Origin of the sequence: Brevibacillus sp. AY1 (assembly GCF_029870785.1) — a bacterium.
Lineage (GTDB): Bacteria > Bacillota > Bacilli > Brevibacillales > Brevibacillaceae > Brevibacillus > Brevibacillus invocatus.
Map to the genome: position 1 here is coordinate 321,989 of NZ_JAFLPN010000001.1, position 14,818 is coordinate 336,806.

The window sequence follows — 14,818 nt, forward strand, 5'->3', positions numbered from 1 at the left end:
ATCATGGCTATGTGTGATAGCCGAATTCTTTCATCAAGCCCAGCCATTTTTCTACGCTGGGCTTGTTCTTTTTATCGCGAGGCAATACGATGTAGGCAGAACGTTTTGGCGGTTTGTTGCCCGTGATGATCAGTTCCTTGAGTGTCCCGGCGGCAAGATCAGCCTTGACGGTAGAACGAGTCAAGAGGCTCACACCCAACCCTTCCTTGACCAGATCGATCGCCAGCTCCGCTTTGTCTACATTGAGGCGTGGGACGTAATTGCGCGGCAGGGTTTGTCGGATCCATTCATTAAATGGAGGCCCCCAGCTCATGTACAGGATGGGCAGGTGGCGAAGCTCGCTCGCGTCGACGGTATTGGTCTCGGCAAAAGTACTCTTCGGGTCGCACACCAGGACCACTTCGTCTTCCCACGTGGGAATAACGTCGAAGTTCGGCAAGGACGGCGGGACATAGACGATGCCGATCTGGATGACATTATCGAGCAGGTATTGAATCACATCGGAAGATCGGCCCGTTTTTGTGCTGAGAGCGATCGACGGATAGCGGAAGTGATATTCCTTTAAAATCGGTTCGAGAATGGAGGTCCAGATTGAATTCAGGCTGCCTACGGACAAGTAGTCTTCATAAGGATGCAAGGATGCGACCTCATTTAAGGCTTCATGCGATAATTGCAGGATGCGTTCGGCATACGGCAATAGTGTTAAGCCCGCTTGTGTGATTTCGACACTTCGTTTATCACGAACAAAGAGGGGTTTTCCCACTTTTTCCTCTAATTGTTTGATACGCATCGTGACCGTTGATTGTACGAGATGCAGGATTTCTGCTGCTTTCGTGAAGTTTTTGGTTTGAGCCAATGTATAAAAAGCGCGTAGTTGTTCGAAGTCCATACTGGAAAATCCCTCTTATCTAAATATTTGATAACCATAACCAATTTTGTTCGTTTCTCAAAGTATACCTTGTTCTTTAAGCTGGGAGTATCCCTAAATCAATCGGGAGATATGAGAGAGAGGCGTACAGGACATGAAGCGCGAAACATGGAGGGAGACACCGCTAGCTGTAAAGCTGCTGTTATCCACCTCCTTCATGATGAATCTAGGCTTTTATGCGTTAATCCCGTATCTCACATTACATTTGACCGGGAGCATCGGTTGGACCTTGGCAATGGCTGCCTTGGTATTAAGTGTCAGGCAATTTTCACAGCAAGGATTCGCCTTTTTGGGCGGAGCGATGGCAGATTTATTTGGCTACAAGGGCACGATGGTCATCGGCATGCTTGTACGTGCCGCTGGTTTTGCCATGTTTGCGTATTGCACCGAGACGTGGCATTTCTTTGTCGCTGCTATTTTATCAGGTCTTGGGGGTTCTCTCTTTGACCCGGCAGTATCGGCCGCATTTGCTGTGCATACACCTGATTCCGTGCGCAAGGAAGTATTCGCTTTCCGCAATGTATTGGGTAATATCGGTGTCGTCGGCTCCCAACTGGTGGGTACTGCGCTGGCAGCGGTCGACTTTACGTACCTTTCTTTGTTTGCAGGGGGTATTTTCGCCCTTTGCGGACTCGTGTTGTTCTTTCTACTGCCACCGATTGCAGCGAAGAACACCCGATACAGCGTTTGGGAGAGCATGTCGCATGTCATCAAAGACAAACGCTTTGTACGCTTTACGATTATTTTGATGGGCTACTATTATCTGAACATGCAGATCTTCCTGACGATCCCTCGATTTGTCGAGGATGTGATGCATGATAAATTTTACGTAGGTGTCGTCCTGTCGACGGTTTCCATTTCCGTCATCGTGCTGCAAATGCAGGTCACGCGGTGGCTGGACGGCTATCAGCAAAGACTTACCTTGATTGGGATCGGTACACTGGTCATGGGTATCGGACTGTTCATGCTTACTTTTACCCAATCACTATGGCTCATGCTCATCAATGTGTTCCTTTACGCATTAGGCACGATGATTTCTGTTCCCAACCTGGTGGAGATGGTACCGAGATTTGCCCCAAAAGAGCTGGTAGGTGCCTACTATGGCTTTAATGGTTACTCGGTTGCCATTGGAGGTTCCGTCGGACAGATTGTCGGCGGCTGGGTATACGACCTGGGCAGAGAGATGGCCATGCCGTGGATGCCATGGAGCATTTGTCTCTTGGTCGGTCTGATTGTTGCCTGGAAGCTGTATCAGATGGAGCAGGATACCAATCAGATGGAAAAGGATTGTACAAAGATGGCAAATTTATGAAAACTTGAGCGATCTGAAACATTTTTCTGTAGTCAAACGTATATAACGGTATAGACGCTTGGCGCAGGAAAGAGAGGAACCATTTCATGGAAGATATGAAAAAACTGAAGCTCATGCTGCTAGTTACGAGTTCCCTGGGATTTGCCGTATTTGCGATGGTTGTAGTCACAGAAATTGTAAGTATCTCCATATAGGACTCAACATGATGAAAAGAAAGAAAAGCTTGTGCGCTCCTCGAAGGGCGTCACAAGCTTTTCTATTTTACCTTTACACTAATCGTTGGGATTGCGGATTCCCAATTTTTTCAATCGGTACTGCAAGCTTTGTCTGCTGATTTGCAGCTCCTTTGCCGCTCTGGAGATATTGCCATTGTGCTTGGCAACAGTCTGTTGGATGTAGGAGGATTCAAAATCCTCCATGACCTCCTTGAGTGGCTGTCCGGAAGGCGGAGTTGAAATAGATGGGGTGTGACTGACAGTGTTGTTCACGTTTACGGCTGGTGATCGACCCAAAAAGTGCAAGGGTAAATGCTCGAGCGTAATCAGCGTCTCCTCACCCATCAAATTCATCGCACCCTCGATCAAGTGCTGCAGCTCACGGATGTTGCCCGGCCAGTCGTGCTGCATGAAAAAGGCCATCGCATCTTCACTGACACCCGTGACTTCCATTTGAAACAACGGATTGTACTTTTGAATAAAATGCTCCACAAGAACCGGAACATCCTCCAACCGTTCGCGAAGCGGTGGGATGAACAAGGTGACCACGCCCAGGCGGTAGTAAAGATCTTTGCGCAAATGCTGATTGGCGATGGCCTCGATCGGATCTTCGTTCAATGCTGCTATGATCCGGACATCGATCGCGCGGTCTTTGGTATCGCCGATGCGTCGAATGGTCTTCTCCTGCAAAGCACGTAACAATTTGGCCTGGAGAGGCATACTAAGCGCGTTGATCTCATCCAAGAAAAGTGTGCCACCTTCTGCCTGTTCAAAAAGACCGGGACGCTCTATAGCTCCTGTAAACGCACCACGTGCAGTCCCGAATAGCAGTCCCTCGATCAGGGTGTCCGGCAGGGCAGCACAGTTTTGCGAGATAAAAGGTCGGGAAGAACGGTGGCTGGCATTATGGATGCTTTGCACAAACAATTCCTTGCCCGCTCCTGTCTCGCCGACCACCAGAACAGAGGATGAGGTACGGGCTGCACGGCTGGCATTTGCCACTACTTCTCGCAGTGACAAACTGTCGCCAACGATATCAGCAAATGTATAGCGTGCGCCGTTTTTTTCTTGGAGATTTTCACGAATCAACCGTTCCATTTTCGTGATGTCGTTGGCGATTTCGACAGCTCCGATCACCTGCCCATTCTCGACGATGGGGAGGGTATGGTTGATTGTCGTGATTTCTTTGCGCTTTCCATTGAAGTACGTTTGTTTGGTATTGCGGATACTCTTGCCCGTTTGCAAGCAAGTGAGCAATGTACTCGCTTGACCCTCAGGAAAGACGAATACCTCTGACAAGGGTTTATTCAACACATCCTGAGCCGTCATCGCTTCCAGCTCCATCATTTTGCGGTTGTAAAGGATCGTTGTGCCGTTACGATCGATAATATGGACACCCTCGTTGATTTCATTCAGGATATGCTCGTACATCCGAAGCAACGTATCCGGTCCGTGGTGTTGCAGGGGAGATGACATGGGAATCACCAGCTTTCTACCTCAAAAGTTACGGGGGAGTGGCCTGACGAAGGCCTCGATAGATAGAGGTTTTCTTATTGCTTAATCATAGCATAGTTACGAAATGTGCCAAGGATTTTTGCAGCAAAAAATGGCAGCATGGATAGAAGCAAAAAAATTTTGCGTTTTTGTAGGGGATTCCTATTGCAGCACTGGTTGTCGTGTTGGCATCATTCTTGCTCTACTCAGTAAGGAAAGTGTCCATTTTGAAGGAGGTCGTCAATATGACACATACAAAAGCAGTGATTGAGCAAACGGAAAAATTCGGAGCGCATAACTATCATCCACTCCCGATCGTGATTAATCGTGCCGAGGGAGTATGGGTATACGATCCGGAAGGCAACAAATATCTGGACATGCTAAGCGCATACTCTGCACTGAACCAGGGACATCGTCACCCGCGCATCATCGCTGCACTGAAGGATCAAGCGGACAAGGTGACACTCACTTCGCGTGCCTTCTACAACGATCAGCTGGGTATCTTTTACGAAAAACTGTCAGCCTTAACCGGCAAAGACATGATTTTGCCGATGAACACAGGGGCTGAAGCGGTAGAGACCGCGATAAAAGCAGTGCGGCGATGGGCCTATGACGTGAAGAAGGTAGAGGCGGATAAAGCTGAAATCATTGTCTGCGAAGGTAACTTTCACGGTCGTACGGTCACGGTCACTTCCTTCTCTTCAGCGGAAGAATATCGCCGCGGCTTTGGTCCCTTTACTCCAGGATTCAAGATCATTCCATACGGAGACATTGATGCACTGAAACAAGCCATTACTCCAAATACCGCTGCCTTTATGCTTGAACCCATCCAAGGAGAAGCAGGGATCATCATGCCTCCTGAGGGCTTCCTGAAAGCAGCGTATGATGTATGTAAAGAAAACAATGTCCTTCTGGTAAGCGACGAGATCCAAACCGGATTTGGACGAACAGGAAAGCTGTTTGCCAGCGACTGGGAAGGTGTCAAGCCTGATATGTACATCATGGGCAAGGCCCTGGGTGGCGGCGTGCTCCCGATTTCTGCTGTTGCGGCTGACAAGGAAGTTCTCAATGTTTTCGAACCAGGCTCGCACGGTTCCACATTTGGCGGTAATCCGTTGGCATGTGCGGTTGCTGTGGCGGCGATGGACGTATTGGAAGACGAGGGCTTGGTACAACGATCTCTGGAGCTTGGGGCTTATTTCAAGGAGAAATTGGAGGAAATTCAAAATCCACTGATTCAGGATATTCGTGGTCGGGGATTATTCATTGGCCTGGAATTGTCGACAGCTGCGCGACCATACTGCGAAAAGCTGAAAGAGCTGGGTCTGCTCTGCAAGGAAACCCATGAAACGACCATTCGTTTTGCTCCACCACTTGTCATCAGCAAAGAAGAGCTGGACTGGGCAATCGAGCGGATCAAACAAATTTTGCATGTTACCGAGATTGCACAACCGTAAATAGGAGTGAGAAATGAAAAAAGGCCTTCTTTTGGGAAGGCCTTTTTTCATTTTTGTACGAAAAACCGTAGTGAGGAATATTTTTCTTTCGACAAAAATCGAGTAATTGTGGATATCTTCGATTTGGATATTCACATAGAGGCAAATGGGTTTTCGGAACTTGCGCACAGTTTGCCCACAAGATACCCACACGATGTCCACAAGGCTTGTGGATAGAGGAACGATTGTTCGATGTACAAGCTTTTGATAAAATGGGTTCATCAGAAAGCTGGAGGTGAGCAAGGGTGAAATACATGAGCGATCAAATGTTGATAGAGGTATATCATCGTGCTATCGACCTTCAACTAGATGCTGCTTTTATTGAACTACTGAGCCAGGAATTGAAACAACGTAACATACGAATTTCCAAAGCGAGTGCTTGATTGTTCATAGAAAGCGGAAAATGAGACGTAAAAAAGCCATCCGATTGAATCAAAAGGATGGCTTTTTTCCATACTGTATTGGCAATTAGCTCTCAGGATTTTGGACGAACTCGATGATCGTGATCCCTTCGATTGGAGCTTCCTTGGCAAGCAGCATTTCAGGCAGATAAAAATAGACGGGTCCGTTCTCACGGATTGGTTTCCCGTCACGTGAAAATTGCAGGATTGCGTTTCTCGCTTCTGCAATTGTCAACGTAATAGGCTCCTGGTTTTCTCGATGAAGACGGACATGCGTAGCTTCAGGCAACGGTTGAGCGTTCGTGATGAACGGATCAAGACGCATCCCGTAGTCACCTTCCAGCGCTTTTCGTGCTTCTACCAGACTGGTTGGCCTCTCTGACGGCAGCTGGGCGCCTTCTGCAAGCTCTTTATCCCACTGGGCTCCGGTGCCCTTCAGGTACTTGGCTTTTCCGGAATCAGCAGAATCGCCTTCACCTGTATAGGTGCTCAAGTCAATTTTCCGATCGTCAAAAATCCAGACGGTAGGATCCAGGGTAATGGGGAAGGAGACAGCTCCTTTGAACACAATCACTTCAGACATGAGGTATTCCTCCGAATGTAGAATCATTTTTTCCCTTTCATTGTACCCTAGGAAAAGAAGTGCAGGCAAATTGGGAATCTACTTGTGAAAATACCAATAGAAGGTATATTCTGTTAACAGAAAAATCAGAAATGGGGATGGCAATATGAAGTACGTTTTTGATGCGGTAGTAGATCGCAAGGGAACGGACAGTCTGAAGTGGGAATCTAATCAACCGGAATATAACCGGGAAGGGATGATTCCTCTGTGGGTAGCGGATATGGACTTCACCTGCCTACCTGCAATTACGGAGGCTCTTTCCAAACGTGCGGCACACCCCATTTACGGGTATGGCATCAAGCCAGATGCTTTTTTCGGTTCGTTAAAAGAATGGATTCATCGGCGCTTCGCTGTAGAAGTGGAGACGAGCTGGATGACCAGTATCGCGGGTGTCATTCCAGCCATGCATGTAGCCATCGATGCCTTTACCTCCCCAGGGGATAAAATAGTCGTACAGCCGCCGGTCTACCATCCCTTTTTCTCGGCAGTGGAACATCGCGGACGCCAGGTGGTGGAGAATCTGCTACTGGAGAAGGATGGTCGCTACGAAATCGATTGGGACGATCTGGAAGCCAAGCTGCGGGATCCCCAAGCCAAGCTGCTGCTGCTTTGCAGTCCGCACAATCCGGTGGGACGAGTGTGGACGCGTGACGAACTCATTCGTATGGGCGAGCTGTGCGTGAAATATGGTGTTCTGGTCATCTCCGACGAGATTCACGCCGATCTCGTGTATGAAAAAGGCAGCCACACCCCTTACTACGCTTTACCATCCGAGCTTGCCAACCAAAGTGTGACATTGCTGGCGGCAAGTAAGACTTTTAATATAGCAGGCTTGTTCACTTCCTTTGTGTTGACGCAAAACAGTGAATTGCTAAGAGCTTTTAAGACAACAGCAGCCTGTATGGGTCACGAGCTCGTCAATATTTTTGGAATCGAAGCGACCATCGCTGCGTACCAGCATGGGGAAGAATGGCTCGATCAGCTGCTTCCGTATCTGCATGAAAATGCGAAGTTCATCCATCAGTTTCTGCAAGAAAGGCTGCCGCAGGTTTCCATGCGTGTACCTGAAGCGACGTATTTGGGCTGGATAGACTTTCGCAAGCTGAACTTGCCACAGAAAGACTTGCTCCAATTGCTGCAGCAAAAAGCTCGCATCGGCATGCAGGACGGCGAGATTTTTGGACAAGCAGGCAATGGGTTTTGCCGAATCAACTACGCATGTCCTCGTGCCTTGCTTCAAGAGGCGCTGGAACGATTGGAAAAGGCTGTACTTGAGCATGTAGAGCTCTCAAGGTAGAACATCGTTTGACAGGGGGATTTTACATCTTTACAATCAATTTCACAAACTAGTCGTCGATTGAGAGGTTCTGTGATGAACAACCAGTATGATCAAAAACAGTTGGAAGCAGCATGGAGCACAGGCAAAGCGTTTGTGGATCGTGGGCGGGTGGCTGCCTACATACCGGAATTAGCCAAACAGGACCCGGGGCAATTAGGGGTTAGTGTATGCTTGCCGGACGGGACGTTTCTGAATACGGGTGATACGGATGTATGCTTTACCTTGCAAAGCATTTCCAAACTTTTTTCATTAATTGTTGCCTTGTGCCAGAACGGGCCGAATGAAGTGTTTTCGCGCGTGGGAAAAGAGCCGACTGGCGATCCGTTCAACTCCATCATCAAATTGGAGACGATCAAGCCACACAAGCCTCTCAATCCTATGATCAATGCAGGAGCTATTGCCGTAGCGGGAATGATTCAGGGGAAGGACGTGGAGGCACGTCTAGACTGCATCCTGGATTTGCTGCGTAAAATGACAGGAAATCCTGAAATCCGGGTGAACGAAGAAGTTTACAGCTCTGAGAAAAAAACAGCGGATCGCAATCGGGCCTTGGCCTGGTTTTTAAAAGACAGTGGCGTCCTTACCGCTGATGTAGATGAGACCCTTGATCTATACTTTCGGCATTGTGCAATAGAGGTGACCGCCCAAGAGGTGGCTCGCATGGGAATGGTTTTGGCTGCTGATGGATTTGACCGCTGTACAGGCGAACAACTATTTCCTCAAGCAATTGCGAGAATTTGCAAGACCTTCATGGTTACTTGCGGCATGTACAACGCTTCGGGGGAGTTTGCGATCGATGTAGGTATTCCGGCCAAAAGTGGTGTAGCAGGCGGGATTTTGGCTACAGTTCCTCATCGTATGGGCATCGGAGTCTTCGGTCCAGCCCTCGACGACAAGGGAAATTCGGTTGCAGGGGTCAAGCTGCTGGAGCAGTTGTCGCGAGAGTGGAAACTTGGTATCTTTTAGCTAGTTGCAATTCATCCTTCTTCTCCCCTTTTCAAATCGCCCAGAATCGCGTACTATGGATGATAAGGATGGAGGCAAACGGAGGGATAGGTTTTGACAGAATTAAAGGTAATCGATCTGGAACAAAAAGCGCTAGCGTTGCTACAAGCAGACGCCGACAAGATTTTTAAACTGATCGACGTACAGATGGAAAACCTGACCATGCCGCAGTGCCCACTTTATGAGGAAGTACTGGATACGCAAATGTTCGGGCTCTCAAGAGAAGTAGAGTACGCGGTACGACTCGGTTTGATAGAAGAAGAGATTGGTCGCGAAATCATGGGCTCACTGGAGCGCAAGCTGGCCGACCTTCATGAAATGTTTAACAACAAGTAAAAACGAGGAAGCAGCATGCATCCTCGTTTTTCATTTGGACAAAAATAAGCATTGTAATCCCTTACAAAATCCACTACAGTAGATTTGTTTTATTGGTCAACCGCGAGATTAGAACTCGTTCCCTTGTGGAGCGAGTTTTTCATTTTTCAATACCAACCTAGAATCAACAGAGGAGTGCACAATTCAATGAATCAAAAGGAGCAGTGGACGAACAGATTAGGCTTTATCCTGGCAGCTGCCGGCTCGGCAATCGGTTTGGGGGCCATCTGGAAATTTCCGTACGTAGCAGGAACGAGCGGGGGAGGTGCGTTTTTCCTTTTGTTTCTGCTGTTTACCATCGTGATTGGGCTGCCGCTGCTGCTGGCGGAGTTTACCATTGGCCGAAGTACCCAAAAAGAGGCAATTTCAGCGTACAAAGCGATTGCGCCGGGGACGCTTTGGCCTTGGGTTGGACGTCTTGGAGTAGCCACGTCGTTTATTCTACTCTCCTTCTATAGTGTAGTGGGCGGATGGATCCTCATCTATCTGATTCGCGCTTTTACAGGCCAATTGATGGGTCAGCCGTATGAAGCTTTGTTTAGAGAAGTGATTGGCCATCCGGCAGGAGCTGTTTCGGCACAATTTGCTTTTATGCTGATCACTTCATGGGTGGTCGCCCGTGGCGTGCAAAACGGGATTGAGTCCGCGAACAAATACATGATGCCGTCTTTGTTTATTCTTTTTCTGGTTCTCATGATTCGCTCCCTGACGCTGGAGGGTGCGATGGAAGGGGTCGCCTTTTTCCTGCTGCCGGACTTCTCCAAGCTGAATGCAGAAGCGATTCTCTACGCGATGGGCCAGTCGTTTTTCTCCTTGAGTGTGGGGGTATCCGTAATGGTGACGTACAGCTCCTACCTCGCGAAAAATGAAAATCTGGTGCGATCGGCAGGTTCTATTGTCGGATTGAATCTGTTGGTCTCCCTCTTTGCCGGTCTAGCGATATTTCCTGCCGTGTTCTCTTTGGGGGTGGAACCAACGGCGGGGCCAGGCTTGCTATTTATTGTCTTGCCCTCCGTCTTTGAACAAATTCCGCTCGGCAGCTTGTTTCTCCTGATCTTTTTAGCGCTGTTCCTGTTTGCGACCTTGACTTCTGCCTTTTCGCTACTGGAAATCATCGTTGCGTCCATAGCCAAAGGAGACGAGCAGAAGCGGAAGAAGCTATCCTGGGTCATTGGATTCCTGATCTTTCTGGCGGGTATCCCGTCGGCTCTTTCCTATGGACTGCTCGCTGATATCCAGCTTTTTGGCAAGTCCATCTTCGACGCGGCGGATTACCTCGTAAGCAATATTCTACTGCCGCTGGGGGCTCTTTTAATCGCGATCTTCGTACCGTTCAAAATGAAGAGAGCCGTACTGATCGAGGAACTGCAGGCTACAACCTCCATCGGGAAAAAGATGTTCCTTCTTTGGCTCATGCTGCTCAAATATGTAGCCCCAATCGCTATTATCCTTGTGTTCCTGCATATGCTGGGTGTATTTTAACCGTGAAAAGGACTGCCAACGGAGCAGTCCTTTTTTCATGAGCGAGTCTATGGCTTGATCCGAAACTAGACGAAGAAAAAGGCTGTACCCAGGATGATGTAGACAGTAAGCAAAAGCATACCTTCAAACCAGTTGGTAGCACCGTCACGAGTGATAGAGATCGTGATCAGACTGCCTGCAGCAATGGCAGCCAGTTCAAAAGGAGTAAAGACGAAATCCATCGGTCTCCCGATCAGGAGGCTGACCAAGACGAGTGTAGGTGCTACGAACAAGGCAATCTGCAGGCTGGAGCCGATGGCGATCTCTACAGAACCCCCGATCCGGCCTTTCAGAGCCAAGAGGACGGCAGCGCTGTGCTCTGCGGCATTTCCGATGATCGCAATCACGAAGGCACCAAGGAACAGATCAGACCAGCCAAACGAGCTGGAGAGGTGTTCAACACCGTGTACGAGCCATTCGGACACAATCGCGACAAACACGGTGGACAAGGCCAGCATGAGGATCGAAACTCCTTTGGACCATACGGGCTCACTCTCTTGCGGATCAAGGTCCGCCAAAAAATCGCTGTGAGTCACCATCGAAAAGACCAACCAAAGCAAATAGGCAATGATCAGCACAACAGCAATCACGATACTCAGCGTCTCAATTTTGACGGGGGGAAGCTCACGCATAAAGATTGCCGGGATAAACAGGGCGGCAATGGCCAGTGTCATCAAGGAGGCGTTGTGACCAGCAAGCTTGGCATTAAACTTCTGCTCCTTGTACTTGATGCCCCCGAGCAGCACGCTGAGGCCAAGCACCAGGAGCATATTCCCGATGATCGCTCCGGTGATCGATGCTTTCACCATGTCGAACAATCCTTCCCGCACGAGGAAAAAAGAAATGATCAACTCCGCAGCATTGCCAAAGGTCGCATTGAGAAAACCTCCAATCCGGTCCCCAGCGTAATGAGCGACGCTCTCTGTCGCTTTCCCCAGCCAGGCTGCAAGCACGACGATAGCTATAGAAGCCGTGACAAACTGAAAGATCTCATTTTCCGTCAAATAGTGGGCGAACGCAGCGAGCAGCAAGCTTGCGGCGATCAGCGAGAAAAATAGGCGTGGATTCATCCGTTCTCCTCCAGGCAGATCTTTGTTTTCCAATCGGGTTGGCAGTCGAATAGGTATAGCTTTCCTCTTTTGGAAGGAAACTAATCGGTGAATAAATCTGGAGGTGGAACCCTTGACAAGACCATTGCTCTGTCCAACTTGCAAATCCAATCGCATGAGGTTTACGGTGATCGAGCAAATGCCTCGCTACATGCGCCTCGATCCGCAGTCAGGAGAGGTCGTGGCGGAGTTGTCCTCCGATCAGTTGGATGCTTTTCACCAACCGTACAAAGGGGAAAATTTCATGATTCAGTGTGGGGTGTGCGGTACCACAGAACCGGAAGAACGTTTTGCCAAGATGGCCCAGCATATGCAGGGTCAGCGTTCGTAAGTGAATGAAAAACAGGCACTACAGTCGAGATGATGACTGAGTGCCTGTTTGATTTTGGAGCATTCTGTGTACGTGCTTAGCGGCAGAAGATATGCTTGCCGATTTTTTTAATTTGTGGCCGTGTCCAGATCCATCCTGAGGTAGCGGTGTCCGGATTGAAGTAGTACAAGGCACCGCCTGTCGGGTCCCAACCCTTCAATGCATCGTTGACCGCTTTTTTAGATGTTTCATTAGGGGTCAGCCAAATTTGCCCGTCGGCTACTGCAGTAAAGGCACGCGGCTCAAAAATAACCGCAGCAGGGGTGTTGGGAAAAGAAGAGCTCTTGGTTCGGTTCAAAATAACCGCAGCGACGGCTACTTGTCCGATGTAAGGTTCCCCTCGCGCTTCACCGTAGACTGCGTTGGCCATCAATCTCAGGTCGTTGCTCGAGACGTTTGTAGCGTGATAGGTCTTATTGGCTGAAGGCGCAGGAGAAGGAGCGGGCTGAGCGGTTTGTGGCACGCCAAGGTCAGCAGCAGACGGCTTGTAGTTCTTGGTGGCATTGTACAGTTTTAATTTCGTTTTAGGTCCGAGCACGCCATCTACGGGCAATCCAAACTCGTACTGGAAGTTGCGCAATGCCCAGTAAGAGCGCCAGCCGAAAATACCATCCACTTTTCCCGTATAGAAGCCAATAAATTTGAGTCGTCCTTGCATTTCCCGTACATCTTTGCCTTGAGCCCCTACTTTGACGATCTGTTTGCTGAAAGCATCAGAACGTACAGGTGAAATCGTAGCTACTGTCGTCAATAGACCTGCGACAAGCAAGAAAGCAATCAGCCATTTTACAGGCCGCTTCATGGTAAATCCTCTCCTTATCATGACCACACCTGGGTACAGCTTGCTCGTTCGTACATCCAGGCAGGCATCATTTGTCCTTGGTTGATAGGTTCCCCAGTTTTCGTAAGTCTTGCATAGTAAAATACTGGAGATAATGAGGACAGGAGCCTAGAATTTTTCTTTCAAGCCCAAGCTGTGATTGATTATAATGGAAGAAAAATCAGATAAAAAGGAACTGACAAGTGGGCTCGACGCGGGTGAAAGGAGGACGTCCAGATGTCGGAGAGAATCGGTGAGATCAGGGTAGCTGATAATGTCGTGGCTGTTGTGGCTGGAGTGGCCGTTGAAGAAGTGTTGGATGTTACGATACGTTCCGGAGGCTTGTACCAGGATTTCGCAAAGAAGATCAATGGCGGCACCAAAGGCATCAATGTGTCCATCCTGGAGGGCAGGGTCACGATTGATATGCGAGTATCCGTTCGTTATGGAGCGCCGATTCATCACGTTTGTCAACTGGTACAGGAAAAAGTGAAGGAAACAGTAGAGGATATTACCGGGCTAGAGGTTGAGTCCATCAACGTCCGGGTGGAAACGATTGAAATCAAGTAAAAACGACCTGCTTGCGTGCAGGTCGTTTGTTTTGGTTCCTTCTAGGCGGAGAAAGGATGCTGCTGTTGCTGCTTGTTCAGTTGTTCCTCCACCTTTTGCCGGCTAACCTCCCGAGAAACGGAAAGCAAAATCCCTGTGGAGATGAGACAGACCAAGAGGGACGAGCCACCGTAGCTGATAAACGGCAAGGGAACACCAGTCAAAGGAATCAATCCTGTGACACCGCCGATATTGATCAGCGCTTGCAAACCAATCATAGTGACGACCCCGATGCCGACCAGACTGGCAAAGGTATCTTTGACCTTCAGGCAGATGTGAATCCCACGCAGCAGGTAAATCAGATACACCAGCAAAAACAGGGACGCGCCAATAAAACCTAACTCTTCCGAAATGATCGCAAAAATAAAATCTGTGTGTGCTTCCGGAAGGTACAAATATTTTTGAATGCTTCTGCCAAATCCGGTACCCGACATCCCGCCATGTGCAATAGCAATCCAGGATTGGATAATATTGTATCCGGTGTGGAGAGGATCGCTCCATGGGTCCATATAGGAATTAATCCGGTTGAGCGCGTACTCTTTTGTACTGATGTACGCGAACAAGGCGAGGGATACGGTAGGCAAACCAATTACGATTAGCTGGATGATCCTGGCTCCACCGCACACCATGACGATCAAAGCAGTCCCCAGAAGAATCGCTGCGGAACCCAGGTCTGGTTGAAGTGCAATCAACATAAAAAATAGACCCGTTATCAGCAATGGAGGCATCAATCCTGACTTCATTTTGCGAATTCCGTCGCCTTTTTTGCTGATAATGGCTGCCAGATACAAAATCAAGCCCAATTTGGCAAACTCCGCAGGCTGCAAATTACCAATTCCCAAGCGAAACCAGGAGCGCGCTCCGTTGACCTCCGTTCCAATACCAGGAATCAATACCAGAAACAAGCCAATGAAGCTGATGAAGGCAATCCCTAAAAAATTGCGCTTGTAAAAAGAGAAGGGAATGTTCATCGCGATTAACATACCTAAAATACCCAGCAATAAGAAAGTTACTTGCCGTTTTACAAAATACAGCTCATCACCGTTGCAATAACTACAGCCATGTGCTGTAAAACTGGTCAGGGCAAAAATTGAACTAGCGCTAAGTACCATAAGCAAGCCAAAACCGACGAGCAGGGCGGTTAAAAACAGGAGCAAGAAGTCGGGAACGCCCCGTGTCTTCATAGTGAAAACCCCCTTCTA

General features: G+C 48.7%; 15 protein-coding genes. 9 read left to right on the top strand and 6 right to left on the bottom strand.

Annotated elements, in window-relative coordinates:
* Window positions 1-7: 7 nt before the first annotated feature.
* Complete coding sequence (locus tag JZI27_RS01670; RefSeq protein ID WP_122908507.1) at window positions 8-889, bottom strand: LysR family transcriptional regulator; 882 nt, start codon at window positions 887-889, stop codon at window positions 8-10.
* 133 nt (window positions 890-1,022) lie between these two features.
* Here JZI27_RS01670 and JZI27_RS01675 point away from each other — a divergent pair, with 133 nt between their 5' ends.
* The gene (locus JZI27_RS01675; RefSeq protein WP_280206475.1) at window positions 1,023-2,240 is read left to right on the top strand and encodes an MDR family MFS transporter; all 1,218 of its coding nucleotides are present in this window, start codon (window positions 1,023-1,025) and stop codon (window positions 2,238-2,240) included.
* A 272-nt stretch (window positions 2,241-2,512) separates the two neighbouring features.
* On the opposite strand, the gene JZI27_RS01680 is transcribed toward JZI27_RS01675, so the two are convergent.
* Window positions 2,513-3,931, bottom strand: coding sequence for a sigma-54 interaction domain-containing protein (locus JZI27_RS01680; protein ID WP_280206476.1), 1,419 nt, complete (start codon window positions 3,929-3,931; stop codon window positions 2,513-2,515).
* 263 nt (window positions 3,932-4,194) lie between these two features.
* On the opposite strand from JZI27_RS01680, the gene JZI27_RS01685 reads away from it, so the two are divergent.
* Both JZI27_RS01685 and sda read left to right on the top strand, forming a co-directional pair.
* A complete protein-coding gene (locus tag JZI27_RS01685; protein ID WP_122908505.1) occupies window positions 4,195-5,406 on the top strand; it encodes an ornithine--oxo-acid transaminase in 1,212 nt (403 codons plus the stop codon).
* 293 nt (window positions 5,407-5,699) lie between these two features.
* Entirely contained in the window at window positions 5,700-5,828 is a 129-nt protein-coding gene (sda, locus tag JZI27_RS01690; RefSeq protein ID WP_276531803.1) for a sporulation histidine kinase inhibitor Sda, read from the top strand.
* Between the two features lie 85 nt (window positions 5,829-5,913).
* On the opposite strand, the gene JZI27_RS01695 is transcribed toward sda, so the two are convergent.
* Entirely contained in the window at window positions 5,914-6,429 is a 516-nt protein-coding gene (locus JZI27_RS01695; protein WP_122908503.1) for a hypothetical protein, read from the bottom strand.
* A gap of 145 nt (window positions 6,430-6,574) precedes the next feature.
* Between JZI27_RS01695 and JZI27_RS01700 the strand changes: the two genes are divergently transcribed.
* From JZI27_RS01700 to JZI27_RS01715, 4 genes are all read left to right on the top strand, one after another.
* Window positions 6,575-7,765 (top strand): MalY/PatB family protein, encoded by a 1,191-nt coding sequence (locus JZI27_RS01700; protein ID WP_280206480.1) that lies wholly within the window; start codon window positions 6,575-6,577, stop codon window positions 7,763-7,765.
* Window positions 7,766-7,840: 75 nt separating this feature from the next.
* Window positions 7,841-8,773, top strand: a complete 933-nt coding sequence (glsA, locus tag JZI27_RS01705) for a glutaminase A (RefSeq protein ID WP_280206482.1) — start codon at window positions 7,841-7,843, stop codon at window positions 8,771-8,773.
* Window positions 8,774-8,866: 93 nt separating this feature from the next.
* Complete coding sequence (locus JZI27_RS01710) at window positions 8,867-9,148, top strand: Fpa/YlaN family protein (protein WP_122908500.1); 282 nt, start codon at window positions 8,867-8,869, stop codon at window positions 9,146-9,148.
* Window positions 9,149-9,334: 186 nt separating this feature from the next.
* On the top strand, window positions 9,335-10,669 hold the full coding sequence (locus tag JZI27_RS01715; protein ID WP_280206484.1) for a sodium-dependent transporter: 1,335 nt from the start codon (window positions 9,335-9,337) through the stop codon (window positions 10,667-10,669).
* A 65-nt stretch (window positions 10,670-10,734) separates the two neighbouring features.
* On the opposite strand, the gene cax is transcribed toward JZI27_RS01715, so the two are convergent.
* Entirely contained in the window at window positions 10,735-11,778 is a 1,044-nt protein-coding gene (gene cax / locus JZI27_RS01720; RefSeq protein ID WP_280206486.1) for a calcium/proton exchanger, read from the bottom strand.
* Window positions 11,779-11,890: 112 nt separating this feature from the next.
* Between cax and JZI27_RS01725 the strand changes: the two genes are divergently transcribed.
* Window positions 11,891-12,148, top strand: a complete 258-nt coding sequence (locus JZI27_RS01725; RefSeq protein ID WP_122908497.1) for a hypothetical protein — start codon at window positions 11,891-11,893, stop codon at window positions 12,146-12,148.
* Window positions 12,149-12,224: 76 nt separating this feature from the next.
* On the opposite strand, the gene sleB is transcribed toward JZI27_RS01725, so the two are convergent.
* Window positions 12,225-12,989: a spore cortex-lytic enzyme gene (gene sleB, locus JZI27_RS01730; protein WP_251244271.1), complete on the bottom strand. Its 765-nt coding sequence runs from the start codon at window positions 12,987-12,989 to the stop codon at window positions 12,225-12,227.
* Between the two features lie 255 nt (window positions 12,990-13,244).
* Between sleB and JZI27_RS01735 the strand changes: the two genes are divergently transcribed.
* A complete protein-coding gene (locus JZI27_RS01735; RefSeq protein ID WP_122908495.1) occupies window positions 13,245-13,577 on the top strand; it encodes an Asp23/Gls24 family envelope stress response protein in 333 nt (110 codons plus the stop codon).
* A 41-nt stretch (window positions 13,578-13,618) separates the two neighbouring features.
* On the opposite strand, the gene ftsW is transcribed toward JZI27_RS01735, so the two are convergent.
* Window positions 13,619-14,800, bottom strand: a complete 1,182-nt coding sequence (gene ftsW / locus JZI27_RS01740) for a putative lipid II flippase FtsW (RefSeq protein WP_251244270.1) — start codon at window positions 14,798-14,800, stop codon at window positions 13,619-13,621.
* Window positions 14,801-14,818: the final 18 nt, after the last annotated feature.

Excerpts from the sequence above, each read along its gene's own strand:
- JZI27_RS01735 (WP_122908495.1), top strand. The coding sequence starts at position 13,245 with ATGTCGGAGAGAATCGGTGAGATCAGGGTAGCTGATAATGTCGTGGCT.
- JZI27_RS01680 (WP_280206476.1), bottom strand. The coding sequence starts at position 3,931 with ATGTCATCTCCCCTGCAACACCACGGACCGGATACGTTGCTTCGGATG.
- sda (WP_276531803.1), top strand. The coding sequence starts at position 5,700 with ATGAGCGATCAAATGTTGATAGAGGTATATCATCGTGCTATCGACCTT.
- JZI27_RS01700 (WP_280206480.1), top strand. The coding sequence starts at position 6,575 with ATGAAGTACGTTTTTGATGCGGTAGTAGATCGCAAGGGAACGGACAGT.
- cax (WP_280206486.1), bottom strand. The coding sequence starts at position 11,778 with ATGAATCCACGCCTATTTTTCTCGCTGATCGCCGCAAGCTTGCTGCTC.
- JZI27_RS01675 (WP_280206475.1), top strand. The coding sequence starts at position 1,023 with ATGAAGCGCGAAACATGGAGGGAGACACCGCTAGCTGTAAAGCTGCTG.
- JZI27_RS01695 (WP_122908503.1), bottom strand. The coding sequence starts at position 6,429 with ATGTCTGAAGTGATTGTGTTCAAAGGAGCTGTCTCCTTCCCCATTACC.
- ftsW (WP_251244270.1), bottom strand. The coding sequence starts at position 14,800 with ATGAAGACACGGGGCGTTCCCGACTTCTTGCTCCTGTTTTTAACCGCC.
- JZI27_RS01670 (WP_122908507.1), bottom strand. The coding sequence starts at position 889 with ATGGACTTCGAACAACTACGCGCTTTTTATACATTGGCTCAAACCAAA.
- sleB (WP_251244271.1), bottom strand. The coding sequence starts at position 12,989 with ATGAAGCGGCCTGTAAAATGGCTGATTGCTTTCTTGCTTGTCGCAGGT.
- glsA (WP_280206482.1), top strand. The coding sequence starts at position 7,841 with ATGAACAACCAGTATGATCAAAAACAGTTGGAAGCAGCATGGAGCACA.
- JZI27_RS01715 (WP_280206484.1), top strand. The coding sequence starts at position 9,335 with ATGAATCAAAAGGAGCAGTGGACGAACAGATTAGGCTTTATCCTGGCA.
- JZI27_RS01685 (WP_122908505.1), top strand. The coding sequence starts at position 4,195 with ATGACACATACAAAAGCAGTGATTGAGCAAACGGAAAAATTCGGAGCG.